This is a genomic window from Fictibacillus halophilus, from assembly GCF_016401385.1.
Lineage (GTDB): Bacteria > Bacillota > Bacilli > Bacillales > Fictibacillaceae > Fictibacillus > Fictibacillus halophilus.
In genome coordinates this window covers 1821566-1848009 of the sequence record NZ_JAEACF010000001.1, presented here as the reverse complement: position 1 = coordinate 1848009, position 26444 = coordinate 1821566, and the positions used below count along the sequence as shown (strand labels likewise).

30 protein-coding genes and 2 riboswitches are annotated in these 26444 nt (G+C 40.3%); of the genes, 29 read left to right on the top strand and 1 reads right to left on the bottom strand.

The genetic code is table 11. The features are described from left to right. Positions 1-240: 240 nt before the first annotated feature. The 13 genes from I5J82_RS09650 (at position 241) to I5J82_RS09590 (ending at position 10999) form a co-directional block, all read left to right on the top strand. Positions 241-1413: a D-alanyl-D-alanine carboxypeptidase family protein gene (locus tag I5J82_RS09650; RefSeq protein ID WP_198767687.1), complete on the top strand. Its 1173-nt coding sequence runs from the start codon at positions 241-243 to the stop codon at positions 1411-1413. A gap of 115 nt (positions 1414-1528) precedes the next feature. Then, the gene (spoIIAA, locus tag I5J82_RS09645) at positions 1529-1879 is read left to right on the top strand and encodes an anti-sigma F factor antagonist (RefSeq protein ID WP_066395843.1); all 351 of its coding nucleotides are present in this window, start codon (positions 1529-1531) and stop codon (positions 1877-1879) included. 2 nt (positions 1880-1881) lie between these two features. Then, entirely contained in the window at positions 1882-2322 is a 441-nt protein-coding gene (gene spoIIAB, locus I5J82_RS09640; RefSeq protein WP_198767686.1) for an anti-sigma F factor, read from the top strand. Positions 2323-2334: 12 nt separating this feature from the next. Further along, positions 2335-3093: an RNA polymerase sporulation sigma factor SigF gene (gene sigF / locus I5J82_RS09635; RefSeq protein ID WP_198767685.1), complete on the top strand. Its 759-nt coding sequence runs from the start codon at positions 2335-2337 to the stop codon at positions 3091-3093. An 826-nt stretch (positions 3094-3919) separates the two neighbouring features. Further along, positions 3920-4540 carry a stage V sporulation protein AA gene (locus I5J82_RS09630; protein ID WP_197130812.1) on the top strand — a complete coding sequence of 207 codons (621 nt, stop codon included), beginning with the start codon at positions 3920-3922 and terminating at the stop codon, positions 4538-4540. After that, complete coding sequence (locus I5J82_RS09625; protein WP_198767684.1) at positions 4530-4952, top strand: stage V sporulation protein AB; 423 nt, start codon at positions 4530-4532, stop codon at positions 4950-4952. The genes I5J82_RS09630 and I5J82_RS09625 overlap by 11 nt, the downstream gene beginning before the upstream one ends. Before the next feature lie 15 nt (positions 4953-4967). Next, positions 4968-5423, top strand: coding sequence for a stage V sporulation protein AC (gene spoVAC / locus I5J82_RS09620; protein ID WP_197221238.1), 456 nt, complete (start codon positions 4968-4970; stop codon positions 5421-5423). 12 nt (positions 5424-5435) lie between these two features. Then, a complete protein-coding gene (gene spoVAD, locus I5J82_RS09615; RefSeq protein WP_198767683.1) occupies positions 5436-6452 on the top strand; it encodes a stage V sporulation protein AD in 1017 nt (338 codons plus the stop codon). A 1-nt stretch (position 6453) separates the two neighbouring features. Beyond that, positions 6454-6804, top strand: coding sequence for a stage V sporulation protein AE (gene spoVAE / locus I5J82_RS09610; protein WP_144699279.1), 351 nt, complete (start codon positions 6454-6456; stop codon positions 6802-6804). 4 nt (positions 6805-6808) lie between these two features. Further along, positions 6809-7387 carry a stage V sporulation protein SpoVABEA gene (spoVAEA, locus tag I5J82_RS09605; protein WP_198767682.1) on the top strand — a complete coding sequence of 193 codons (579 nt, stop codon included), beginning with the start codon at positions 6809-6811 and terminating at the stop codon, positions 7385-7387. Then, positions 7368-8843, top strand: coding sequence for a spore germination protein (locus I5J82_RS09600; protein ID WP_144699284.1), 1476 nt, complete (start codon positions 7368-7370; stop codon positions 8841-8843). Before spoVAEA ends, I5J82_RS09600 begins: the two co-directional genes overlap by 20 nt. Before the next feature lie 59 nt (positions 8844-8902). Continuing rightward, positions 8903-9079: riboswitch (Lysine riboswitch) on the top strand. A 93-nt stretch (positions 9080-9172) separates the two neighbouring features. Continuing rightward, a complete protein-coding gene (gene lysA / locus I5J82_RS09595; RefSeq protein ID WP_198767681.1) occupies positions 9173-10495 on the top strand; it encodes a diaminopimelate decarboxylase in 1323 nt (440 codons plus the stop codon). A gap of 69 nt (positions 10496-10564) precedes the next feature. After that, complete coding sequence (locus tag I5J82_RS09590) at positions 10565-10999, top strand: peptidylprolyl isomerase (RefSeq protein WP_198767680.1); 435 nt, start codon at positions 10565-10567, stop codon at positions 10997-10999. 88 nt (positions 11000-11087) lie between these two features. Here I5J82_RS09590 and I5J82_RS09585 read toward each other — a convergent pair whose 3' ends face one another. Continuing rightward, complete coding sequence (locus tag I5J82_RS09585) at positions 11088-11600, bottom strand: DUF309 domain-containing protein (RefSeq protein WP_198767679.1); 513 nt, start codon at positions 11598-11600, stop codon at positions 11088-11090. 134 nt (positions 11601-11734) lie between these two features. Here I5J82_RS09585 and I5J82_RS09580 point away from each other — a divergent pair, with 134 nt between their 5' ends. The 16 genes from I5J82_RS09580 (at position 11735) to I5J82_RS09505 (ending at position 26441) form a co-directional block, all read left to right on the top strand. Next, entirely contained in the window at positions 11735-12478 is a 744-nt protein-coding gene (locus I5J82_RS09580) for a segregation/condensation protein A (RefSeq protein WP_198767678.1), read from the top strand. Positions 12479-12484: 6 nt separating this feature from the next. Further along, complete coding sequence (gene scpB / locus I5J82_RS09575) at positions 12485-13075, top strand: SMC-Scp complex subunit ScpB (RefSeq protein WP_198767677.1); 591 nt, start codon at positions 12485-12487, stop codon at positions 13073-13075. Between the two features lie 17 nt (positions 13076-13092). Next, the gene (locus I5J82_RS09570; protein WP_198767676.1) at positions 13093-13464 is read left to right on the top strand and encodes a hypothetical protein; all 372 of its coding nucleotides are present in this window, start codon (positions 13093-13095) and stop codon (positions 13462-13464) included. 219 nt (positions 13465-13683) lie between these two features. After that, positions 13684-14760 (top strand): type III polyketide synthase, encoded by a 1077-nt coding sequence (locus I5J82_RS09565; RefSeq protein WP_198767675.1) that lies wholly within the window; start codon positions 13684-13686, stop codon positions 14758-14760. Then, entirely contained in the window at positions 14761-15315 is a 555-nt protein-coding gene (locus tag I5J82_RS09560; RefSeq protein ID WP_198767674.1) for an isoprenylcysteine carboxyl methyltransferase family protein, read from the top strand. 79 nt (positions 15316-15394) lie between these two features. Next, complete coding sequence (locus I5J82_RS09555) at positions 15395-16570, top strand: D-alanyl-D-alanine carboxypeptidase family protein (protein ID WP_198767673.1); 1176 nt, start codon at positions 15395-15397, stop codon at positions 16568-16570. Further along, complete coding sequence (locus tag I5J82_RS09550) at positions 16564-17157, top strand: nucleoside recognition domain-containing protein (RefSeq protein WP_198767672.1); 594 nt, start codon at positions 16564-16566, stop codon at positions 17155-17157. The genes I5J82_RS09555 and I5J82_RS09550 overlap by 7 nt, the downstream gene beginning before the upstream one ends. Further along, positions 17158-17691 carry a spore maturation protein gene (locus I5J82_RS09545; protein WP_066395796.1) on the top strand — a complete coding sequence of 178 codons (534 nt, stop codon included), beginning with the start codon at positions 17158-17160 and terminating at the stop codon, positions 17689-17691. It abuts the gene before it with no gap. Between the two features lie 93 nt (positions 17692-17784). Further along, entirely contained in the window at positions 17785-18531 is a 747-nt protein-coding gene (locus tag I5J82_RS09540) for a pseudouridine synthase (protein WP_198767671.1), read from the top strand. Between the two features lie 54 nt (positions 18532-18585). Beyond that, entirely contained in the window at positions 18586-19110 is a 525-nt protein-coding gene (gene resA / locus I5J82_RS09535) for a thiol-disulfide oxidoreductase ResA (protein WP_269819593.1), read from the top strand. A 12-nt stretch (positions 19111-19122) separates the two neighbouring features. Next, on the top strand, positions 19123-20727 hold the full coding sequence (gene resB / locus I5J82_RS09530) for a cytochrome c biogenesis protein ResB (RefSeq protein ID WP_198767669.1): 1605 nt from the start codon (positions 19123-19125) through the stop codon (positions 20725-20727). A gap of 25 nt (positions 20728-20752) precedes the next feature. Next, on the top strand, positions 20753-21937 hold the full coding sequence (gene ccsB, locus I5J82_RS09525; protein WP_198767668.1) for a c-type cytochrome biogenesis protein CcsB: 1185 nt from the start codon (positions 20753-20755) through the stop codon (positions 21935-21937). A 611-nt stretch (positions 21938-22548) separates the two neighbouring features. Continuing rightward, positions 22549-23265 carry a response regulator transcription factor gene (locus I5J82_RS09520; protein ID WP_066395787.1) on the top strand — a complete coding sequence of 239 codons (717 nt, stop codon included), beginning with the start codon at positions 22549-22551 and terminating at the stop codon, positions 23263-23265. Continuing rightward, positions 23262-25061 (top strand): ATP-binding protein, encoded by a 1800-nt coding sequence (locus I5J82_RS09515; RefSeq protein ID WP_198767667.1) that lies wholly within the window; start codon positions 23262-23264, stop codon positions 25059-25061. Before I5J82_RS09520 ends, I5J82_RS09515 begins: the two co-directional genes overlap by 4 nt. Positions 25062-25172: 111 nt before the next feature. Beyond that, positions 25173-25356, top strand: a riboswitch (cobalamin riboswitch). 160 nt (positions 25357-25516) lie between these two features. Then, on the top strand, positions 25517-25918 hold the full coding sequence (locus I5J82_RS09510) for a DUF4430 domain-containing protein (RefSeq protein ID WP_198767666.1): 402 nt from the start codon (positions 25517-25519) through the stop codon (positions 25916-25918). Beyond that, positions 25911-26441, top strand: coding sequence for an ECF transporter S component (locus tag I5J82_RS09505; RefSeq protein ID WP_198767665.1), 531 nt, complete (start codon positions 25911-25913; stop codon positions 26439-26441). Before I5J82_RS09510 ends, I5J82_RS09505 begins: the two co-directional genes overlap by 8 nt. Positions 26442-26444: the final 3 nt, after the last annotated feature.

The window sequence follows — 26444 nt, the reverse complement described above, 5'->3', positions numbered from 1 at the left end:
CATCCCCCTGCTGCATCTGAAATCATTTAACATATTTATCCATAATTATAATGAAGAATATCAAATAAAAAGAGTTTAGTCTATATTTTTAGATTATTGAATATTCATAGGCCTTTTTAGAAGTAGCCATTGGAAGTGAAGCATCTAGTCAGTCAATTTACTAAGCGATTTTAGGTGGAAGATCCGGTATAAAGTGAAAAATTATGGAAAAAATAAGACTATATGAATGGAGGGAACTGTATGAAAGGCGTTATTTCAGGTCTATTAAGTATTTGTTTGTTGGCTTCTTTTTCAATTCCAAAAGCGGATGCAGCAGAAAAAGCAAAAGAAAAAATAAAGCTCGCAGAACAGAGCCACTCAGCCATTTTAATGGAACAAGATAGTGGGAGTGTGTTATTCGAAAAGAATAGCCATGAGAAACTGCCGCCTGCAAGCATGACAAAAATCATGACAATGATATTAATCATGGAGGCCATTGATAAAGGCAAGATCAGTTGGAACGATAAGATTCGTGTAAGTGAATATGCGGCAAGCATGGGTGGATCTCAGATCTTCCTTGAACCAGGTGAAGAGATGCGTGTAGAAGACATGGTGAAAGGCATTGCGATCGGGAGCGCTAACGATGCTTCAGTAGCAATGGCAGAACATATTGCTGGTTCTGTCGATTCGTTCGTAAATCGTATGAACGATAAAGCGAAAGAGCTCGGTTTAAACGATACGTTCTTTAAGAATCCTACTGGGCTTCCTGCAGCAGGGCATTATACATCTGCTCATGATATGGCAATCATGGGAAAAGAGCTTCTAAAGCATGAGGAAGTTACAAAGTTCACAGGGCTTTATGAAGATTATTTAAGAGAAGAAACAGAGAAGAAGTTTTGGCTTGTCAACACAAACAGACTTGTTAAATTCTATCCTGGAGTAGATGGATTGAAAACAGGTTTTACGAATGAAGCAAAATATTGTTTAACGGCTACGGCAAACAAGAACGGGATGAGGGTAATTGCAGTTGTTATGGGAGCGCCATCTCCTAAAGATCGAAACGCACAAGTAACATCGATGCTTGACTATGCTTTTACTCAGTTTTCGACGAAAAAACTTTATGCAAGACATGAGATTGTAAAAGAGGTTAAAGTGCAAAAAGCTGAAAAACCTAAACTTCCTGTAGTTACTTCAGAACACATTTCTCTGTTATTGAAAAAAGGTGAGACAGCGAAAAAAGTGAAAACAGAAGTAAATGTAGATAAAGATTTAAAACTACCGGTTAAAAAGGGGCAGCAGATTGGTTCTTTAAAAATTTATAACGGGAACAAGCTGATTACAGAAAGTCCGGTTTTAGCATCAGAGACGGTGAAAAAAGCATCTTGGTGGAAACTTTTCAAACGAACAGCAGGACAAATGTCAAAATCCTCTTAACTAGAATGGTTTCTTGACAGTTATAGGCGAATTCCCACTAGTTTTGTCAAGAGTGAAGGAATTCGTCTTTTTTTATAGAAAATTCACGTTATCCAAAAAAGAAGGAGAGGATAGCGTGGGATTAGCTGTCAATTTGGAACTTAAACACACCGTATTATGCATCCGCTTAGACGGAGAACTTGATCACCATACAGCAGATATGCTTCGGTCACAAGTTGAGGAATATTTAAGGAAGCATACGGTAAACCATATTGTCTTAAATTTAGAAGGTTTGAGTTTCATGGATAGTTCAGGGTTAGGCGTTATACTAGGGCGTTATAAACAGATCAAGAGTCAGAATGGTGAGATGGTGGTATGCGCCATATCTCCAGCGGTAAAACGTCTTTTTGAAATGTCGGGACTATTTAAGATTATCAAGCTTGAAGAAGATGAAGAGCTTGCCCTTCAGGCTTTGGGGGTGGCTTAAAAATGAGAAATGAGATGAAGATTCAGTTTTCAGCGTTAAGTCAGAATGAATCCTTCGCACGTGTGACGGTTGCTGCGTTTATCGCTCAGATCGATCCGACAGTTGATGAACTGACAGAGATCAAGACCGTTGTATCTGAAGCTGTAACAAATGCGATCATTCACGGATACGAAAACAAAGCAACAGGCATGGTTTATATTGAAGCTGCTATTGAAGAGGATACAATCCACCTTACGATTCGTGACGAAGGCATGGGCATTCGTGATCTTGATCAGGCAAGGCAGCCTCTTTATACGTCTAAGCCTGAGTTAGAACGCTCAGGTATGGGTTTTACAATCATGGAGAATTTTATGGACAGTGTAGAAGTCATCTCAGAACCGTCTTACGGAACAACGATTCATTTGACAAAATACTTAACCAAAAATAAAGCTATGTGTAATTAAGGGAGTATGTCTATGGATGTCGAGGTGAAAGGCAGCAAAAGTGAACCGTTTCTTAAGGATGAAGAGATTAAGTTATTGATCAAACAGAGTCAGGATGGAGATCAGTCAGCACGTGATACGATTGTTGAGAAGAACATGCGGCTTGTCTGGTCTGTGGTTCAGCGCTTTTTAAACAGAGGTTATGAAGCAGATGACCTCTTTCAAATCGGCTCTATCGGGCTATTAAAATCTGTTGATAAATTTGATCTTTCTTATGATGTTAGGTTCTCTACCTATGCAGTGCCTATGATCATCGGTGAGATTCAGCGTTTCATCAGAGATGATGGAACTGTCAAAGTCAGCAGATCATTAAAAGAGACCGGTAATAAAGTGCGTAAAGCAAAAGATGAACTATCTAAATCGCTTGGAAGAACACCTACCATTTCAGAAGTAGCAGAATTTCTAGAGATTGCGGTGGAAGATGTTATCATGGCGCAGGATGCTGTACGAGCACCACAATCGATTCATGAAACTGTTTATGAGAACGATGGTGATCCCATTACGCTACTCGACCAAATCTCTGATCACTCGGAAAACAAGTGGTTCGATAAGATCGCGGTAAAAGATATTATGGATAAGCTTGATGAGAGAGAGCGGTTGATTGTGTATTTGAGGTATTTTAAAGATCAAACACAATCCGAAGTAGCCGACCGGCTGGCTATTTCTCAAGTACAGGTATCTAGACTCGAAAAGAAAATATTATTGTTTATGAAAAACCAGATGGAGACTTAAACGTCCTATCTGGTTTTTTGTTTTGTTCTATTTATGCTTTCGCATAGATGCGGGTCTTGATAGAAAGTTGATTTACGCTCCAGGTTGCACACTTTCCATGGGGCGAACGGTGAGCCTCCTGTCTAGTTGCAGTGACTAGCCCCTCGAGGTCAAAAGGTAAACGGTCTGTGATGAGCAAAGTGCGCCGTCCTCGCCCATTTCCCTTTTGCTTGTCGGGGCTGAACGAGTCACTTCCACTTTTCGGACTGCCGCTTTGCGCCGTTAGGAGTCTCCACCTGACCGCTTAAAGGTTGTCTCTCTGCTCCTGCGTCTACAAGTTTATGCTAACGAAGTGAATTTCCTCGTCGCATGCCTTGCGAGAAGCTCCTCATGTGGCAGGCAGGCAACCTTACGCTACAATCAACTTGCATAGGAAGTATAAAAAGAAAAAATCTAAACGTAAATCGCTTAGCCCTTTATTCAGATGTTTTATCAAGAAGCTGTTCAAGTTATTGAAACATACTTATGACACACAATCAAAAGTTCAAACAGTCTTCAGCGTTACCCATAAACTTCACTGATTAGGTTGATTGTAGTGTAAGGTGAGAGACTCCTGCGGGACGAGCGGTCAGGTGAGACACTTAGAGGCGCGAAGCGGCAAGTGGCTCACCGGTCGCCCCGCGGAAAGGGATCACCTGAAACGGAGATCAACCACTTTCAAATACATCAATGAACCCCAAAACGTTTTTTTGTGGTAGTTTTTGGATGCTGTTACATGTGAGGCATGATAAGAATTCCATAATCGCATACTAAACACAAATGCGCTTAGAAAGAGGTGAAGTGAAAATTGGATAAAACGGTATACCTGCGTATGCGTCAACGCGTACAGGTCATTCAGCATCAGAAAGTCACGATTGGTGAAGTTGCACAGATTGTAGCATCTGATGAATTAGAAGAAGCCATCAAGGGATATATTATCCACGAAGTAACCCCTGAAGATAAGCATTTGATTGTGATAGATGTTATGCGTGTGATCGCTACGATTCAAAAGAAAAATCCAGGCTTAGATGTTCAAACCATCGGACCGGCACAATCGATTCTGGAGATACAGATGCAACAAAAAAAGCTGGCACCAGTGTATTTTGTCTTGGTGTGGCTTCTGCTTTTTACAGGCTCGGCTCTTGCAATCATGAATTTTCATGAAGATGTTAGTATGCAGCTTGTTCACCAGAAAATCTATTTCATGATAACGGGGCATTATAAAGAGCAACCTCTTTTACTCCAAATTCCATACTCGTTCGGTCTGGGTCTAGGCATGATTCTTTTTTTTAACCATCTTTTCAGAAAAAGACTTAATGAAGAACCAAGCCCTTTAGAGGTTGAGATGTTTAACTATCAGCAAGACCTCGATCAGTATGTGATCGTTCATGAAAACAAAGAAACAGAGAAAAAGATCAATGGGAATTAAAGTTTTGCTCATTGCCTTTATCGGTTTTGGCGGTGGAATCACCGTAGGCTCTGGTCTTGTGGCCCTAATCACTGTTCTTGGAATCGTGCCAAGGCTCATGCAGCTCTCTAAAACGTATCGATACATTAGAGGTTATGAGTTAAGCATCATTTTAGGTGCTGTCATCGGTGGGTGGATGAATCTAAGAAACGCTTCGATTGGGTTTCCTGCTTTCTTTCTTGTACCGATCGGATTATTTACAGGTATCTTTGTTGGGATGTTAGCCGCAGCGTTAACAGAAGTATTAAACGTACTCCCGATTCTTGCGAAAAGAGTTGGTTTTGGAGAGAAAATCATCATTATATTAATGGCAATTGTACTTGGGAAAATCTCAGGATCTTTGTTTCATTGGATGTACTACATTAATCATTAAGGAAGTGATTGTACGATGGCAACAAAAGAAGAACAGCAGGCATATGCCGAAAAAATTAAGTCGATACAGCCGAAACCTCCGTATGTTTTAAATTGTTTAAAAGCTTTTTTAATAGGTGGGATCATCTGCACGATCGGTCAAGCGATTCAAATGTTTTATATGACTTACTTTAATTTCACGCAAGAAACAGCGGGAAATCCGACAGTTGCTACGCTCATTCTAATCGCAGCACTGTTAACAGGACTTGGAGTATACGATAAGATTGGTCAATTCGCTGGAGCGGGTTCTGTTGTTCCTGTAACAGGATTCGCTAATGCCGTTACGAGTGCGGCTTTAGAACATAAAAGTGAAGGTCTAGTACTCGGAGTCGCTACAAATCTCTTCAAATTAGCTGGAGCTGTTATTGTATTCGGAGCTGTTTCCGCCTACGTTTTCGGTATGATCCGCTACATCTTTCAGCACTTGACATAAGGAGTGAGGGCATTGAATTTATTCGGAAGACAAACATGGAAATTTGCAAATAATATTTACTTAAATGCGGCCGGAACTGCAGTAGGTCCGATGGAAAGCGAAGGACCTTTAGGCAAATATTTTGATAAAACGTATAACAACCTTCACTGTGGACAAAAGAATTGGGAACTTGCTGAACGTCAGTTGATGGAAGATGCGATCAATGCTTGTTTGCACAAAGTAAAGATGAAGCCAGAAGATATCAACTTCTTGTTGGCAGGAGACTTGTTAAACCAAATTGTTTCGTCAAACTATACAGCTAGAGGAAACGGTATACCGTTCCTAGGTGTATTCGGAGCATGTTCAACATCAATGGAGTCCCTAGCATTAGGTGCAGCTTTAGTGGATGGCGGGTATGCGAATCGAATTGTCGCTGCAGTAAGCTCACACAATGCTACAGCTGAAAGACAGTTTAGATATCCTACTGAATACGGCGGGCAGAAGCCAGATACAGCTACGTTTACCGTAACAGGTGCTGGTGCTGCACTTGTGAGCAAAGAGGTCTCAGATATAAAGATCACATCGGCAACTGTCGGAAAAGTAGTGGACTTAGGAATCAAAGATCCTTTTGACATGGGGTCAGCGATGGCTCCGGCAGCTGCAGACACGATCGCGGCTCATTTTAAAGAGATGGATGTTCAACCAGATGAGTACGATTTAATCGCAACAGGTGATCTTTCTGGAGTCGGTGCACCAATCGTTAAGATGTTATTAAAAGAGCAAGGTTATGATGTGTCCGACAATCATCGAGATTGTGGATTGATGATCTATCGAAGTGGACAGCAGGTTTTTGCAGGAGGAAGTGGCTGTGCCTGTTCTGCAGTCGTTACGTACGGATATATCTTAGACGAGATTCGAAAAGGCAATCTGAAGAAAGTCTTAATGGTCGCAACGGGTGCATTATTGAATCCGGTAATGGTTCAGCAAAAAGAGAGTATTCCAACGGTTGCTCACGGCGTGGTTCTAGAGCGAGCGGAAGGAGGGCAATAAGATGGAATTTTTTTGGGCGTTTGTAGTTGGTGGCGCAATCTGTGTTGTCGGCCAGCTGATGATGGATGTAATGAAACTGACACCTGCTCATGTTACTACTTCTTTCGTAGTTATTGGCGCACTTCTTGATGCTTTTGGTATCTATGATAACCTGATTAAATTTGCCGGTGCAGGTGCTACCGTTCCCATTACCAGTTTTGGTCACTCTCTTCTGCATGGAGCGATGGCTTCAGCTGAGGAACATGGCTTTATCGGAATCGCTATGGGAATCTTTGAGTTAACATCTGCAGGAATATCATCTGCTGTTCTGTTTGGGTTTTTAGTAGCAGTCATCTTTGAACCAAAGGGGTGATCACATGGTGAAAAAACGGGTCATTTTCATAACAGATGGAGATCTGTATGCGTTGCGAGTTGTAGAGCATGCGGCAAAACAAGTTGGAGGACGTTGTATTTCACAATCTTGGGGAAATCCAACGAGAAAAAGCGGTATAGAGCTTGTAGAGATGATCCGTAAAACACCTCATGACCCTGTACTTGTGATGTTTGATGACTGTGGATTTAAAGGAGAAGGTCCGGGAGAACATGCGATGAGATACATTCATCAACAGAAAGATATAGAGGTTATTGGTGCTGTAGCCGTAGCTTCGAAAACGCATTTTACAGAATGGACAAAAGTTCACTGTTCTATGGATCGATATGGAGAACTAACAGAGTTTGGTATTGATAAGAGTGGGATTCCGGACCTAGAAACAGGAAGGATTAACGGGGATACCGTCTATATCCTCGATGAATTAAACCTTCCTTTCGTAGTAGGTGTCGGGGACATCGGAAAAATGGCAGGTTTTGATGCAATAGAAAAAGGAGCTCCAATTACTGTAAAAGCAATTCAACTCATTTTAGAAAGGAGCGAATCAATTGGCAACCGAAAAAAATAAAACACCAATCAGTAAAAACATTGAAGATACGGAAAGGTTTCTAAAAGAGCGACTCGGCATTGGTGTAAGTTTTGATGTTGGTGTCAGAAAGATCTTTGTTTTAAAAAAGGAACTTCAGCTGTATTATTGTACGGGACTTTGTGACAGTGAGTTCATTATCATGATCTATCGCGAACTAATGGATATGGATCATGGTCATCGCGCACCAAGTAAAGTAAAAGATCTTGTACATAACCACCTTGCCCATCAGCAAGTAGAGATTACGAAGTCGTTGGATGAAGCTGTAGACCGTATGCTCTCAGGTCTGATCGTTATATTCATTGATGGTGAAGAAGAAGCATTCGTTGTGGATGTAAGAAGTTATCCAGGAAGATCACCAGAAGAGCCAGACATTGAGAAAGTGGTAAGGGGAGCTCGTGATGGATACACGGAGAATATTATCATCAATACTGCTCTTACGAGAAGGCGTATTCGAGATGAACGATTAAGACACGAAATTCTTCAAGTAGGTGAGCGTTCCAAAACGGATGTGTGTCTGGCTTATATTCAAGATGTAGCTGATCCTGGACTCGTTGACCTTATTAGAAAAGAGCTAAACTCTATTGAGATCGACGGAATACCCATGGCCGATAAGACGATAGAAGAATTTGTAGTAAAACAAGGCTGGAATCCGTTTCCTTTAGTCCGTTACACAGAAAGACCCGATGTTGCTGCTCAACACTTGATGGAAGGTCATGTTTTAATCATCACAGATACATCGCCAAGTGTCATCATCACACCTACAACACTTTTTCATCACGTACAACATGCAGAAGAGTTTAGGCAGACACCATTCATAGGTGCATTTTTAAGATGGACCCGTTTTACAGGTATGCTGGCATCGGTATTCTTAGTACCAATGTGGCTATTGTTCTCGATGGAAGAACAGTTGCTGCCACCTTTTATTGATTTTATAGGGCCCAATAAGCACACGAACATACCTTTGTTTCTCCAGATTATTTTTGCAGAGATCGGTATAGATATCTTAAGACTTGCCGCCATTCATACACCTAGTGCACTCTCAACTGCCATGGGTCTAATTGCAGCTGTATTGATCGGCCAAATTGCAATAGATGTAGGTTTATTCGTTCCAGAAGTTATTTTATACGTTGCGATTGCAGCGATCGGAGCGTTCTCTACACCTAGTTATGAGTTAAGTATCGCCAACAGGGTTTTGCGCCTCTTTCTGATAATAATGGTCATGCTTTTCAAAGTTCCTGGGTTTATCGTTGGTTTTACGATTATGATCATTTATATGGCAACGATTAAGAATCTGAACACGCCTTATCTATGGCCGTTCATTCCATTTAATCCTAAAGCATTCCTGCAGATCGTTATTCGAGTAGCCGTTCCACTATCTAAAGTTCGGCCAAGTATCGTACATCCGCAGAACACCAAAAAACAGCCAACTAATTAATCTGTCCCTTGCTGATTGTTGAAAATTGTGTTAAATTCATAACTAATTAAATATGCCTCATATGAGGTAGAGGCGCAAAACGAATGAGTAGCATATGGAGTTTGTGGATGACGATGAAATATGTTGAAAGGTCAATTTGCCGAAGTGTAGAAAGAGCTCCATCTCTTTTTATGCTGGGCCGCTGCTGAACAAGCAACGGACTGTCACTACAACTGTAGTGGAGAGCTATTCCGACATGAGGGTACGGTTATGACAGCCTGCCTTAGTTGCGGCTGTCTTTTGTATTTGTCGGGATTGAATTCTCTATCAACAACGAGAGGGGATTTTTTGTGAATTTACACGGAACATCAAAAATTGGAGATAATCATCATCTATGGATCGGTGGTTTAGATACGGTAGATCTAGCGAAAAAATACGGAACGCCGCTTTATCTGTATGATCTATCCTTAATTAAAAATAGAGCAAGAGGCTTCAAAAAAGCATTCGAGGAAAATGAGGTAGGATATCAAGTCGCTTATGCTTCAAAAGCTTTTTCATCGATCGCTATGTTTCAGCTAATCGAGCAAGAAGGATTGAGTCTCGATGTAGTTTCAGGCGGTGAACTTTACACAGCACTTCAAGCCGAATTTCCACCTGAGAGAATACACTTTCATGGAAACAACAAGAGCTTAGCAGAATTAGAATTTGCACTTACCGCTGGAGTCGGCTGTATTGTAGTGGATAACTTTCATGAGATCTCATTGTTAAAAATGCTGAGCAGTAAGCTGAACAAAAAAGTAAACATCTTACTACGCTTAACTCCGGGAATTGAAGCACACACACATGATTACATCATAACAGGTCAAGAAGATTCTAAATTTGGATTTGATCTAGGAAATGGTCAAGGAGACAAAGCACTTCAAGAAGTACTTGCATTTGAAGGCTTTCGAGTTTTAGGCATTCACTGTCATATTGGCTCTCAAATCTTTGAAACAGAAGGGTTCACCCTTGCGATTGAAAAGTTATTCGGTCACTTTAAGAAATGGGAAGAAAACTATAGCTATTTTCCAAGTGTCGTAAACCTTGGAGGCGGGTTCGGCATTCAATACACATCAGAGGATACACCGCTTTCTCCTGAACAGTACGTTTCGGCGATGATTGTAGAAGTGAAAAAGCAGATGATTCACTTTGAAGGGCAAGAGCTGCCTGAACTTTGGATCGAACCAGGCCGTTCACTCGTAGGTGATGCAGGTACGACGATCTATTCGATCGGCTCACAAAAAGAGATCGAAGGAGTTAGACACTATGTGTCTATTGATGGTGGGATGACAGATAACATTCGTCCTGCACTCTATCAAGCAAAATATGAAGCATTCGTAGCAAATAAGATGAACGCAGAACCAACACAAACGGTATCTATCGCAGGCAAATGCTGTGAGAGTGGCGATATGTTGATCTGGGACATCGCCCTTCCTGAAGTATGTGAACACGACTTCTTAGCAGTTTCCTGTACCGGTGCTTACGGTTATAGTATGGCGAGCAACTATAATAGAATCCAGCGGCCGGCTGTGGTTTTTGTAGAGAACGGTGAAGAACAGCTGGTAGTTAAGCGGGAAACGTATGAAGACCTTATCAAGAACGATGTTCCGTTAAAATCGAATGTTTTTGTGTAAATTAGTTTACGGAGCAGCCATTTAACCGTACAATGGAAGTTGAATGAAGTAGAAGGAGGCCTGTTTTTTATGAAAAAAGGTTCGATTGAATTTGAAAACGGCGAAAAAATTGTATTTGATCTGTATCAGGAGGAAGCACCTGGAACAGTAGAAAACTTTGAAAAACTTGCAAACGAAGGATTTTACAACGGTGTAACGTTCCACCGTGTTATCCCTGGATTTGTTGCTCAAGGTGGAGATCCAACAGGAACTGGAGCTGGCGGCCCTGGTTATTCAATTCCTTGTGAAACAGAAGGAAACCCGCATAAGCACGTAGCAGGATCTCTTTCAATGGCGCATGCTGGCCGCGATACAGGTGGAAGCCAATTCTTTATCGTACACGAGCCACAGCCGCACTTGAACGGTGTTCATACTGTTTTTGGACAAGTTACAGAAGGTATGGAAACGGTTCTTCGTATTAAACAAGGCGATGTAATGAAAGAAGTTAAAGTTTGGGAAGAATAATTTCTAGACGAAGAAAAGCTCCGGATTTTTCCGGAGCTTTTTATATTCAAATTAAAGCTGGTACGTGACAAATTGTACACCTTAGTCTTTATAAGATTCTGTTCTTCTTTCGTTTTTGTCGATTTCGTTCATCAATGACAGAGGAGCGATCTCTTAATGAGTGCTTATGAATGATGTTGTCATCAATTTTGGTTTGTGAGACCCAAACTTCTTCAGTTGCATTCGCTTCAAATAAGCATGTTTGAAATAACTCCGTCGTCAGAGGAAGAGCTATTGACTCAAAAGGTTGCTGTTGCTCGATTCTTTGTATACTTTTGTCGAGTAATTCAAAAAATGGTTCAGTTTTAATACCGAGTGCTTTCAATGCTAGTTCTTCTTTTTGTAGTTTCAATTTACAACTCAAGATCATTCGTTTAGCTCCATTGTAGTTTCCGCGCCGATGATGGTATTGAGCTACTGCAAGCTGGATCAGTCCTGGCCACAGGTCACCTTCCATTCCTTCATCCTTCCAATGCTCTTCAAGCACTTCATGACATTCAAAGTAATCTTGATCTCTATGAAAATGCACTAAGTATTCAATCCATGGTTTTGGGTAAGTCACTAGTCGTTCACGCCCCTTAATAAGCTCAACTTTAAGTTTACCATATGCATAGTATGAATAAAAACAAGCCGCGAGACTCACAAAATATGATATAATTTTATAATACAAAATCGTTGAAAAACTGGGGAAATGTTATGCAATATAGTGTGAAGCTTGATGGATTTGAAGGTCCGCTAGACTTACTGCTTCATTTGATACAAACCTACGAAGTGGATATTTATGATATTCCGGTAGCCATCATAACTGAGCAATACCTTCAATATATACATACGATGAAAGAACTTAAACTTGATGTGGCAAGTGAATTTTTAGTTATGGCAGCTACTCTTCTTGCAATCAAGAGCAAGATGTTGCTCCCAAAGCATGAAGAAGAGCTTTTTGAGAATCAAATGGAACTCGAGATGGAAGAAGACCCAAGAGATGAACTAGTAAGAAGACTTGTTGAATATAGAAAGTACAAGCATGCTGCGGATGAACTTAAAGAACGAGAATCAGCAAGAAGCTTAATATATACACGACAGCCTGCCGATCTCTCGCAGTTTGAGAAAGAAGAATCGGCAAAACAGGTCACCAACGTAACACTTTATGATATGTTGCAGGCCATGCAGAAGGTCTTTCAAGAAAAGGTTACGCGAGCACCAAAACAAACGACTATCGAGCGGCAAGAGATACCGATCGAAAGAAGGATGGAACAGATCAAAACCTCTCTTCTTTCAGTAGGAGGAAGAAAAAAGTTTACAGACCTTTTTGATAAGAGTACGAAAGAACATGTCGTTGTAACGTTTCTTGCTATATTAGAACTTATGAAAGTAAAATCAATTAATTGCGAACAACAAGATCATTTTAGCGAAATATATATAACGATGTTAGAGGAGTAAAACGATTTGGAACGAAATGAATATAAAGCGGTTGTTGAGGGTCTGCTTTTTGTCAGCGGAGATGAAGGAATCGACAGAAAACAGATCGCTCAAGTGTTGGAGATCGATAGCAAAGAACTTGATCCCATCATTGAAGAGTTGAAACAAAGTTATGCTTCATCAGAAAGAGGGATGTCTATTGTTGAGTATGCAGGGTCCCTTCAATTTGTAACTAAAGCAGAACATGCTGCCTTTTATGAGCGCCTTGTTGAAACGCCTGGTCATGCGACACTTTCTCAAGCTGCCCTTGAAACGCTTGCGATCATTGCCTATAAACAGCCTATTACGAGGTCAGAGATCGAAGAAGTAAGAGGTGTGAAAACTGAAAAACCGTTACAGACACTATCTGCAAAAGGGTTAGTAAAAGAAGTTGGAAGAGCAGAAGGAACAGGACGGGCAATATTATATGGAACAACAAAAGCATTCCTAGAACATTTCGGTTTGCAAAGTGTAAAAGAGCTGCCGCCTCTTCCTGAGAACATTCAGGAAGAAAATGTAGAACAAGAAGCAGATCTGTTCTTTTCAAAGTTTCAAGAATCACTATCTACTGACGAATAACAAGGGGGAGTCATGCATTGTTGATTCAGCATATTGATGGTATGGAGTTAGAAAAAGAAAAGCCAAACACATCTGAGGATTTTTTTAACCGTTCAGAAGTAACCTATGAATGTAACGGAAAAACTCAAACTTTTCATCTTCTTTATGTACGATTTTTTGAAGAAAAACTTCAAGAAGAATTAACGCATCATGACTTTTGGAAAAATTATTTGGACTTCTATAAGATTACAGATATTGCAGCCCTTACCGCATTGCTTAAGGATCCTGCCTATCTAAAACGTAAACGAAGCTATATCAACAACTATGAAGAATTTAGAAAACTATTCATCCAACCAAATGAAGAGTTGCTAAGTTCACACCTCAATACTCTAAAACAAATAACAAAGTAAACAGCCTTTATTCATTTAGGCTGTTTTTTTTTCTTCCTAGGCAAGTTGATGGAAGTGTCAGGCGTAAGGTGGCTGACTCCTAAGCTGGAACGGAAATCAACTCTTCCACTACTGCGACGTTCACTCAAAAAACAAACGAATCTTTTAAGTCTTCGTTTTAAAAGGCAGTTTAAGGGTAAATTACTAAAAAAGGATATGCAGCCGAAGGAGAGAGATCAATTGCCAAGAATAGCAGCAGTAGAAACGATAAATCCCCCTCATCAACTTTCCCAGAATCAAACAATGGAATTTGCAAGGAACCTATTTCAAGACGCGTTCTCAGATATCGAGCGTTTGCTCAAAGTATTTCAGAATGGTGAGATCGAGTCACGCTATTTCGCGATGCCTATAGAGTGGTTCAAGGAAAAAAGAAGTTTTCAAGAGAAAAATGATTTATATATAGACTTTGCAACTAATTTAGGGGCAGAATGTATCGAGAAAGTTATGTCTGATCGAAGTCTTAACGTTTCATATGAAGATATTGATGCCATTTTCTTCATCTCGAGTTCAGGTCTATCAACTCCAAGTATTGAAGCTAGAATCATGAACATCCTCCCGTTTTCTTCACATACAAAAAGGATTCCAATTTGGGGATTAGGATGTGCTGGTGGTGCATCAGGTTTTTCAAGAGCACACGATTATTGTAAAGCATATCCAAAATCAAACGTGCTCGTATTAAGTGTAGAACTTTGTTCACTAACATTTCAGCACGAAGATCTTTCAAAGAGCAATTTAGTAGGTACATCTTTGTTTGCAGATGGAGTTGCGTGCGCACTAATATGCGGTGATGAGTCCGACGCAGCAAAACCATCAGAAGTATCTCCTTACATAAAAGATACGATGTCCACATTGAAGCCGCATTCTGAAGATGTGATGGGGTGGGAAGTAAAGGACACAGGTTTATATGTTGTTTTCTCTAGAGATATTCCTAATGTCATTCGGACGTGGCTCAAACCGAACGTAGATGAGTTCTTACATAGAAATCAGCTTGTCGGAGAACAGATCAAACACTTCATCGCTCATCCTGGCGGAAAGAAAGTTTTACAAGCATACGTGGATGCCCTAGGAATTCCGTTATCCAAAACCGATATCTCAAGAGAAGTATTAAGAGAAAATGGAAATATGTCATCTGCGACTGTTTTCTATGTCTTAAAAAATTTCATGCAAACAGAAAAAGAAGAGGGAGATCTAGGTGTGATGGCTGCTTTAGGACCAGGTTTTTCTTCTGAACTTCTTTTAGTGGAATGGAGGAAGTAGATGAACTGGTTTCTTCTATTTTGGAGTTTTCTCATCGTACAGAGATTAGCAGAAGTAAGGATTGCTAAATCTAACGAAAAGAAGCTTGTGAGTAAAGGCGCAGTGGAAGCGGGGAGTGATCACTATAAGTGGATGGTTTCCATGCATGTAGCGTTCTTTGTTGTTTTCTTTTTAGAAGTATACGTGTTTAACGCACAGCCGCCTAGCTGGTGGGTTGTTCCATTTATCCTGTTTTTAATAGCTCAAGTGATTCGTGTGTGGGCGATTTCATCTTTAGGCGAGTTTTGGAATACGAAGATAATTCTGCTTCCTGGTGCGAATGTGGTAGCTAAAGGACCATATCGTTTTATGAGACATCCAAATTATACAGTCGTATCTTTAGAGCTCTTAGTTATGCCATTAATTTTTGGTGCTTATTTTACGGCTATCCTTTTCACGATCTTAAATATCTTCATGTTAAGAGTGCGGATACCAGCTGAAGAAAAAGCACTCATGGAATTAACAGACTACGAAAAAAGCCATGGTCAAAAACAACGGTTTTTTCCTTCCCAATAATTAGCGGAAGTAAATCCCATTCATAACCTGTCCTTGTTTGCATAAACTTTTACAAAACACCTAAAGGGCGGGATTATGAATGAAACGAAGACTAAAACGAAAACCACTGCTCCTCGTTATGATCTGTATGCTTATCCTTGCTGCATTCCCGCAAGAAGCAAAAGCTGAACCCGGTGTATCAGCAAATGCTGCTGTGTTGATGGAGCAATCATCTGGAAGAGTATTATATGGACGCAATGAACATCGCCCCATGAGAATAGCAAGTATCACGAAGATCATGACGGCGATTCTTGCGATAGAGTCAGGAAAGATGAATGATACGGTGACCATAACGGAAGCTGCATCCCGAACAGAAGGATCATCTCTATACTTAAAGCCAGGTGAGAAGATACCATTAAAAGATTTAGTGTATGGCTTGATGCTTCGCTCTGGAAATGATTCTGCAGTAGCGATCGCTGAGCATGTTGGAGGAAGTTTAGATGGCTTTTCCTTTCTGATGAACCAAAAAGCAGAAGAAATAGGAATGAAACACACAAGGTTTAGAAATCCTCATGGACTCGACACGCATGAAGATCATTATTCGACCGCTTATGATATGGCTATTCTAACGAAGTATGCGATGAATAATGATACGTTTAAAGACGTGTCATCAACAAAGGTATACCGTTCAGAACAAACCGGTGAAAAATGGGATAGAGTATGGCGCAACAAAAATAAGATGTTGAAGTTATATGAATATTCAACTGGCGGCAAAACCGGATATACAAAACGTGCTAAAAGAACGCTAGTATCAACTGCTGAAAAAGACGGAATGGAACTGATTGCTGTAACACTCAACGATCCTAACGATTGGGACGATCATCGGAATTTGTTTGAGTGGGGATTCCATTCGTTTAAGATGACAGAACTAATTAAAGAAGGCGAAATTCCGGGAATCAAAGATAAAGGATATAAAGGGAAAGTTGAAGCTGCTCGAACGTTCACTTATCCTTTGCAAAAAGAAGAGATGAAACAGATCTCTTCTTCCATCCAGTTGTATGAACTTCCTAAATCAGGTAAGTGGGAAGAAGAAAAAGTTCCTAAGCCTGTTGGTAGGTATTTCATAGATTTAAAGGAAACAAGAATCGCTGATCTACCTCTTTATTATGATGGTAAAGCATTGATCAAACCTGATCAGGGAGGTCTCTGGTCGTCATTTAAAAGCATATTCAACAAATTATTTTTTGTAGCTAAGGAAGACAATCGCCTATGGTGAATTACATCTGGGTAGGAATGATGGTAATCGGCTTCATTGTGGCAGGATTCAACGGCACAATGGATAAAGTGAATGAAGCGATATTTACAAGTGCGAAAGAAGCTGTCACTTTGAGTTTTGGAATGATTAGCATTTTAGTATTCTGGTTAGGAATTATGAAGATTGCAGAAAAAGGCGGATTATTAGAAGTATTGGCAGTCATGTTCCGTCCGATCGTTAAACGGCTTTTCCCAGATATTCCAAAGGATCACCCTGCTCAAGGGTACATTCTTTCGAATATGGCAGCAAACCTGCTTGGACTCGGAAATGCTGCAACACCAATGGGAATTAAAGCAATGGAACAGCTAAAAATATTAAATGGCGGAAAAAATGAAGCGAGCCGGTCGATGATCACGCTTCTAGCGATCAACACGTCGAGTATTACGCTTATTCCGACAACAATCATCGCGATTAGAATGAGCTATAACTCGGCGTCACCTACTGATATCGTTGCGCCAACATTGATTGCTACTGCGATATCAACGGTGGGTGCTATATTAATAGATCGATATTATTACTACCGCTCTTTGCCAAGGGGAGGGAAATAGATGTCGATCGTCCAATCCTTTTCCATATGGTTTATTCCTTTTTTGATCGGTTTTATCCTTTTATATGGTACCTACAAAAAAGTACCTACTTATGAGACTTTTGTAGAGGGTGGAAAAGAAGGTTTCTCGATCGCGATCAACATCATCCCTTTTTTAGTCGGCATGCTTGTTGCGATTTCTGTTTTTCGGGCATCAGGAGCTTTGGATTATGTCATGATGGCGATGCGTCCACTATTTTCATTGTTTCATATTCCAGCAGAAGTTGTTCCGCTAGGGCTTATGAGGACGATATCAGGAACAGGCGCTCTTGGAATGACCTCAGATTTAATAGCAACACACGGGCCTGATTCGTTTATCGGAAGACTCGCGTCTACAATACAAGGAAGCACGGATACAACCTTTTATGTATTGACCGTCTATTTTGGAGCAGTTGGTATTAAAAAGATGAAATACGCGTTAAAAGTAGGATTATTAGCTGATCTGATCGGATTTTTAGCATCTATAGCTGTAATCTCTCTATTGTTTTATTCATAATTCGACAAAAAAGAGCCGTTATGGCTCTTTTTTACGTTTACTGAGGTTGAGAATTACGAATAATGAAGGTATGATGAGACATGAGGTGAAATCATGGAACGATTGCAAAAAGTAATTGCCCAAAGCGGCGTAACTTCCAGAAGAAAAGCGGAGGAGTTAATACGTGAAGGCAAAGTGAAAGTGAACGGAAATGTAGTGACCGAGCTCGGCACAAAAGTAGGTACAAAAGATAAGATTGAAGTGAATGAGATTCAAATTCAACGGGAACAACCCGTTTATTTTTTGATGTATAAACCTTCTGGTGTGATTACGGCGGTTTCTGATGATAAGGGAAGAAAAGTAGTAGCTGATTACTTTAAAGACATCATCGAACAGCGTGTATTCCCTGTTGGAAGATTGGATTATGATACGACAGGTGCCATCATCATGACGAACGATGGTGAATTTGCGAACGTGCTTATGCATCCACGTTATCAGCTTGATAAAGTGTACATCGCAAAAGTAAAAGGAATTCCACAGAGAGAAAAGATCAAGCAGCTTGAAAGAGGAATTCGCTTAGAGGACGGAATGACAGCTCCTGCTAAAGTAAAAGTAACATCAATCGATAAGAAAAAGGGAACGGCGATCATCGAACTTACGATTCATGAAGGGAAGAACCGTCAAGTTAAGCGTATGTTAGAAGCGATCGGAACACCTGTCATGAAATTAAAGCGTGAAAGATACGGCTATTTAGATCTTAAAGGGCTGAATCCTGGTGAGTTCAGAGAGCTTACTCCACATGAAATCAAACAGCTAAGAAATTTGGCTGTCACACAAACGTCAAAAAAAAGCCGTAGATAGGCTTTTTTTTCAAGTTATAGTAAAATGGAAGCGGCTTAAAGGAGCGGATGGATGTTGAAAAAAAATAGGTTCTGGTTTCGCTCTGCTCTGCTTGCCATTTTAGTTGTTGCGGTCGGTTATACGATCTATAACAGTATGAATGAAGAGTCAGGTACATACATAAATAAAGGCGATACGGCTCCAAATTTTGTACTAACCGATCTGAATGGCAAACAAGTAGAGTTAGAAGATTACCGTGGTAAAGGTGTTTTCTTGAATTTCTGGGGTACGTGGTGTAAACCGTGTGAACGAGAGATGCCATATATGCAAAGGCAATACGAGAAATATAAAGAGCAGGGTGTAGAAATACTTGCTGTAAACGTGAGTGAAACGAACGTATCCGTTAAAAATTTTGTTGATCGCTATTCTTTGAGCTTTCCTGTTCCTATGGACAAACAAAGAGAAGTAACAAAAGCTTACGGTATCGGACCGATTCCTACTACAATTTTGATTGATAAGAACGGAAAAGTAGTAGAACGGACGAGTGAATCATTATCAGAGAAAAAAATTATTTCCTTTATGGAAAAAATAAAGCCGTAACGGGGTGAATTGATGCAAACGATAACATGTGAATGCGGCCACTCTAACCCATACGGAACAAGCCTTTGTCAAGCCTGCGGTAAACCGTTGGAGCAAGATGTTGAAGTACTATCAAGCATGAGGTATGAAGGAAGCGCTAGACGATCACAAACCTATAAACAAACGCTTGTTGATAAGATTTGGAACTTCTTTTCGTCTGTTAAAGTCGGAGTATGGCTCATCGTTATTATATTAGTAGCAGCAGCGATCGGGACAATTTTTCCACAGGAAACGTTCATTCCCCCTAATGTTGATCCTGCCACTCATTATGAAAGCGAATACGATACGTTTGGACTCATCTATTATTTGTTAGGATTTCATAACCTTTATGGTTCATGGTGGTTCATTCTTTTACTAGGAATGCTAGGTTTATCTATCATTATTGCTAGTCTTGACCGTGGTATACCGCTCTATAAAGCATTAAAGACACAAAGAGTCACTCGACATGATCAATTCATGAAAAATCAACGCTTGTTCTCTAAAAGCAATGATGTGGAACTTGATGAGATCAAGTACACACTTGAATCTCTGCGCTATAAAGTTCGAGAAGAAGATGGTAACCTTTTTGCGGAAAAAGGACGATTCTCAAGATGGGGAGCTTATGTAAACCATGTTGGACTGATTATCTTTTTAACAGGAGCGATGCTTCGATTTTTTCCAGGAATGTATGTTGATGATATCTTATGGGTTCGAGAAGGTGAAAAAGCTTCTATTCCAGGTACTTCAAGTGAAGAAGGGCAATATTATCTGGAGAATAACGAATTCATTCTTGAGATGTATGATAAAGAAGAAAAGAAGTTTAATAGAGCGCTAAGCTCTGTTGATGGAGAAGTCGCTAAGAACTATCAAAGTAATGTTACTCTTTATAAAACAAAAGAGAACCATACGATTGGTGCAGAGCCAGAGCTTGAAAAAGTTAAGAGTGGTGAAATTCGAGTGAACGAACCGTTTAAGTTCGACTCGTTTGCTCTTTACCAGACCGACTTTAAGCTTAACGAGTTTTATAAGATGAGTTTCGAACTCGAAGAAAAAGCAACAGGCAACAAGTTTGGTAAGTTAACAGTAGATCTTCATGATCCTAAAAAAGAGTATGATCTTGGGAAAGGTTATAAAGTTAAGATTGAAGAATATTTTCCAAACTTCGTCTTAAACGATCAGAACCAGCCATCAACTGTTAATAATTTACCTGATAATCCAGCGTTTGTATTCTCTATGTATTCTCCTAAAACACCAGAAGGAGAAAAAGCATTTGTAGGAATTCAGAAAAATATAGATTCAGGTGAAAATCAGTTTAAAATGTCGTTCGCTGGTATTGAAACAAAAGATCTAACGGCGCTGACAGTCCGAAAAGACCATACGCTTTGGATCATCGCGCTTGGTGGAATTATCTTTATGATAGGTGTAACGCAAGGATTGTATTGGAACTATAGAAGAATTTGGATCAAACAAAATGCTGGAGAAGTATGGGCTGCCGCTCATACGAACAAGAACTGGTATGGCTTGAAAAAAGATGTGGAATTTCTGTCTGATAAGACCAATCTCACACCTTTAGAAGAAAAAGAAACAGCTTCAAAGTAATGCTGTTCAAGCGGGAGGGTTAATGATGGCTGAAATCAGCAGTACACTTTTATATAGTGCATTTATGATTTATTTGTTCTCTACTCTATTCTTTGCAATGTCTATTTCAGATAAAAAAGGAAAAGATGCTGCACATACAAAAAAATGGGGAAAAATAGGGTTCATAAGTTCTTGTATTGGTTTTGTAGCTCAACTAGGCTATTTTATTACAAGGTGGATGGCAAGTGGACATGCTCCTGTAAGTAACTTGTTTGAGTTTACTACCTTCTTCGGAATGATGATGGTACTTGCATTCATTATTTTATACATCATCTATCGAACGAACGGTCTAGGCGTTTTTGCGATGCCAATTGCCGTACTTGTTATCGCGTATGCGAGCATGTTTCCGAGAGATATTTCTCCGCTGATTCCTGCACTTCAAAGTGACTGGCTTAAGATCCATGTTACGACAGCAGCCTTAGGAGAAGGAATCCTTGCGATCTCTTTCGTATCTGGACTGATATATTTGATTCGTACGGTCGATCAGACGGTCTCATCTAAAAAGACTTTATGGTTAGAGATTATTCTTTACAGCCTGATTGCTGTTGTTGGGTTCATCTTTGTATCTATCGGGTTTAAAGGTGCTGGATATGAAACGACATTTGAAATGATGGATGATAACAATCAGGCCGTTAAAGTCGTCTATGATATGCCTGCCATTGCAGGTCCAAGTAATGGAGAGCAACTGGACAATTCGTTCGGACCACTATTCTCAACTCCATCATGGATGAACGGTGTTGATGCTTCTGTTAAGTTGAATACGTTCATTTGGTCACTCTTAGCAGGTGGTATCCTTTATGGCTTGCTTCGTCTGATTCTAAGAAAAAGAATTGCAGCAGCTCTTCAGACAAAAGTTAAGATGAAACCAGATCTTCTTGATGAGATCAGCTACCGAGCAGTTGCGATCGGTTTTCCTATCTTTACACTCGGAGCACTTATCTTTGCCATGATTTGGGCTCAGCAAGCTTGGTCGAGATTCTGGGGATGGGATCCAAAAGAAGTTTGGGCTCTTATTACGTTCTTGTTCTATGCCGCTTTTCTTCATTTACGATTATCAAGAGGCTGGCACGGAGAAAAGTCTGCATGGCTTTGTGTGTTAGGTTTCTGGATCATCACATTTAACTTGATCGCAGTAAACCTTGTTCTTGTAGGATTGCATTCATACGCATAAAGATTTTAGAAGTCTCTCTTTCATTAGAGAGACTTTTTTATAAGAGACGAACATAATCAATACATAAGACCTATATGAATTGTTGCTTTTAATGCTTTTTTTAACTTCATTGCCAAGTTGATTGAAGTGTAAGATGCGAAACCCCTACGGGACGAGCGGTTAGTTTGAAAAGAAGGAGTGGCTCGTTTAGCCCCGACAAGCAAAAGGTGAATGGACTATGAAGGCGCACATTGCCTTCTTGACCATTCAACTTTTGACCTCGAGGGGCTAGCCGCTGCATCTAGACAGGTGGAGACTCCTAACGGCGCGTAGCGTGCCAGCCGCTCTGCAAATTCTTCTCGTAAGGCATGTGACGAGGAAGCTCGCTTCGGTAGGATTTTCTTGTAGACGCAGGAGCACACATACTTCTTCGAACACCGCACGCCCGGTTTGAAAGCGAGCATCTGTAACGGAAATCAACTACTGTCAAAGAGCAACAATCTATACGAACTCAGCCCTACATTAAAGAATTAAGATAGACAACATGTCCGGTTTGTTTAGTGTACTTGGTTTCATGTATGATAGAGACAGGAAAAAATCTTTTTTAACTGATTTTAAGTGGAGGATTGAATATGGATACAGAAGCTAAAATTCTAGTTGTTGATGATGAAGAAAGAATTCGAAAACTATTAACGATGTATCTAGAGCGAGAGAACTATGAAGTTCATGAGGCAGAAAACGGTGAGGATGCGCTTCAGATGGCAGTATCCATTAATTTTGATCTCATCTTGCTCGACCTTATGCTTCCGGGTATGGATGGCATCGAGGTTTGTGAAAAGTTAAGAGAAAAGAAGGCGACTCCTGTAATCATGCTAACTGCTAAAGGAGAAGAGCTTAATCGCATAGAAGGATTCGAAGCAGGTACGGACGATTATATCGCGAAGCCGTTCAGTCCAAGAGAAGTCATTCTGCGTGTAAAAGCACTGTTAAGAAGATCTTCTCCTACGAAGTTCCTTCAAACCGAAACGGTTGCAAAGAACGTTGTTGTGTTTAAGCACCTTACGATCGATCACGATGCTCATCGTGTAACAGCTGGCGGAAAAGAAGTGAACTTAACACCAAAAGAATATGAGTTGTTGTACTACTTGGCGAAGACACCAGATAAAGTTTATGCGCGCGAACAATTGCTAAAAGATGTATGGAACTATGAATTCTTTGGTGATCTAAGAACGGTAGACACACATGTGAAAAGACTAAGAGAAAAGCTTAACAAAGTCTCACCGGATGCTGCATCTATGATCGCGACGGTTTGGGGAGTAGGTTACAAATTTGAGGTTGGGAATGAATGATCTGGAGAAGTGTAGTTGGTAAACTTTGGATAACGATACTTTTATTAGTTTCAGTTGTTTTAACCCTTCTGACCATTCTCCTTACGCAATTTTTTGAATCGTTTTACGATGATCAAGCGAGAGACCAATTAACGAAAATGGCCGATCGACTAATGTTGATTATGGAAAGCGATGAGAATAAGGAAGAAGCGATACGCATCACAAGTGAAATGGCTGAAGCATATTCCATGTCTATCATGATCATAGATGAAAATCAGGAATCCTTTATGTCTGAGAATTCTTACGATGATGCACCATATATCCCTGTATCTGTTTTTAAAGAGAACGATAAGTTATCAACTGTCGCAGAGAGTGGAAAAAAGATCTACGTAAACGGAGATTTTCCCGTTTTGAATAAAAATGATGAGACAATGCAAAGGATGATTATTTACGGTGAACCGTATGGATCAGGGGAAAATGCAGGAGCCGTTTACGTCTATCAATCCATCGAGAATGTGGAAAAAACAACAAACCACACAAAGTATCTGATCTTTTTAGCGGCAGGGATCGCAATCATCTTAACTACGGTTTTTGCGTTTTTCTTATCCACCCGAATTACGGCACCTTTAAGAAGGATGAGGGAAGCGGCGACATCTGTGGCTAAAGGTGAGTTTGATATGAAAGTACCGATTTTAACACATGATGAGATCGGCGAACTTGGCATGACGTTTAATCGGATGGGCAGACAATTAAAAAACAACATCACAGCGTTAAATCAAGAAAAAGAGCAGTTAACGAGTGTTTTGAGTTCGATGGCAGATGGTGTGATCACTTTTGATAGAAAAATGAATATTCTTGTTACGAATCCTCCTGCTGATCGTTTCCTACAGGCGTTCTATTACGAATCAGGCATGAAGACAGAGGTCAACGGAAACGTTCCTGAGACGGTTAGACAGCTCTTTGGACAGGTTGTGGCTCTCGAGAGTGAACAGATGACAGAGATCGCGATACAAGGCCGTTCGTGGGTAGTTGTAATGACGCCTCTGTATGACCAATCTTTAATACGGGGAGCAGTAGCTGTTCTTCGTGATATGACGGAAGAACGACGTATGGACAAGCTTAGAGAAGATTTTGTAGCGAACGTTTCACATGAATTGAAGACGCCGATTGCTATGCTTCAAGGATATAGTGAAGCGATCGTAGATGATATCGCAGAATCTGAAGAAGAGAAGAAAGAATTAGCAGGAATCATCTTAGACGAATCGAAACGGATGGGAAGACTAGTTAACGAACTTCTCGATCTCGCAAGATTAGAAGCAGGTCATATGAAGCTTCATTATAGCTCTCTTCCGATCATACCTTTTGCAGAAAGGATCGTGCGAAAATTTCAAGGTCCAGCAAAAGACAGAGAGATTCAATTAAATCTGGAGTTTAAGAAAGATCTCAAAAGTCTGCAAGAGGAGATGGATATCGACCCAGACCGGATTGAACAGGTCTTAACGAATTTAATCGACAATGCGATTCGTCATACTTCTCAAGGCGGTTTTGTAATCCTGACTGTAGAAGTGAGCGATCAGAACGTGAAATTCTTTGTCAAAGATAATGGAACCGGCATAAAAGAAGAAGATCTGCCATTTGTTTTCGAACGTTTCTATAAAGGTGATAAAGCAAGAACAAGAGGAAAATCAGGTGGAACGGGACTTGGACTTGCCATCGCAAGAAACATTGTGGAAGCACATGGTGGTCAGATCAGCGTGCATAGTAAGAATAATGAAGGAACGACATTTTCTTTCGTTATTCCGCGAACGTTGAAATAAATTAGCAATACGTCCCGATTAATCTTGTTTCATAAGGAACAAGAGCAGTTTTTAAAAATGATTTCACAAATTTCTCCAATAAGTTTATAATAGGAATTGTGATTTATAAAATTTCATAAGTGTTAAACAGGTGCAGTCCTTTATAGGACGAGCTTAATAGGGAAAACGGTTAGATTCCGTTGCGGTCCCGCCACTGTAATTGTGAGAATCCTAAAATATCGCCACTGTGAAAACGGGAAGGCGTTAGGAGACGATGATCAAGAGCCAGGAGACCTGCCTGTTTGTTACATGACATGACCTACGAGGATAGGGGGGTGTTTAACAGTACCGGGGCCGGTTGCTGTTTTCTGCCTGTATACTATTAATCTCCTTCGTAGCTGAAGGGGATTTTTTTAGTTGCGTAAAGTAAATTGTAGTATCAAACAAAGCGTTTTTATAACAGAAAGAGGTAAATCATGAAAAAATTACTTTTAGTATTAGCAACAATGATGATGATGTTGGTGGGCTGTGGAACGACTGAAACGAAGGAAACAGCTGATCAGCCTAAACAAGAAGAAACGAAAAAAGAGCAAGTAACGGTTCAGATCACAAAAGATAACGGAAAAGAAAAGGTTACCGAAAAGAAAATCGAGATTGCAAAAGATGAAACGATCATGGACGTGATGCAAGATAACTTTAAGATTGAAACACAATACGATGGAGCATTTATAAGCAGTATTGAAGGAGTGGCTGGGAGCGAACAGGACAAAACATCTTGGTTCTTTTCTGTTAACGGTGAAGAAGCGATGAAGGGTGCTAAGGATATTACGTTAAAACCTGGCGATGTCGTAGAATTTGACCTTCACAAGTATGAATAAGCTTACGGTAAAAAGAATAACGATCATTGCATTACTAGCTGCGATATTAACAGTGGGTAGAATCGCCTTTGCTATGATACCGAATGTTCAGCCGAATACAACGATACTCATTCTTGCTTCATTCGTACTCGGGCCAGCTCAAGGGCTCTTACTTGCGATATTAAGTACGATTACAACCAACCTTTTTTTAGGGCACGGCTTGTGGACGTTCGGTCAGATGTTCGCTTGGGGGCTGATCGCCGTAATGAGTGCATACCTAGGAAGATACCGACATAAGATTCCTTGGTTGTTGCTCACTATCTATGCTGGCTTCTGTGGCTTTCTGTTTGGTTTTATCATGTCCGTTCTCTTTGGCGGAATCATCATGCAGAAGTTCTGGCCGTATTACTTAGCGAGTCTCCCCTTTGATTTGAATCATGCAATTGGTAACGTGGTTTTCTTTATCGTTCTTTACAAACCACTTCTATATGTGATGGAAAATTATATAAATAAGGATGTTAGTCAAAAAGCTGCCTTTGAATAGGGA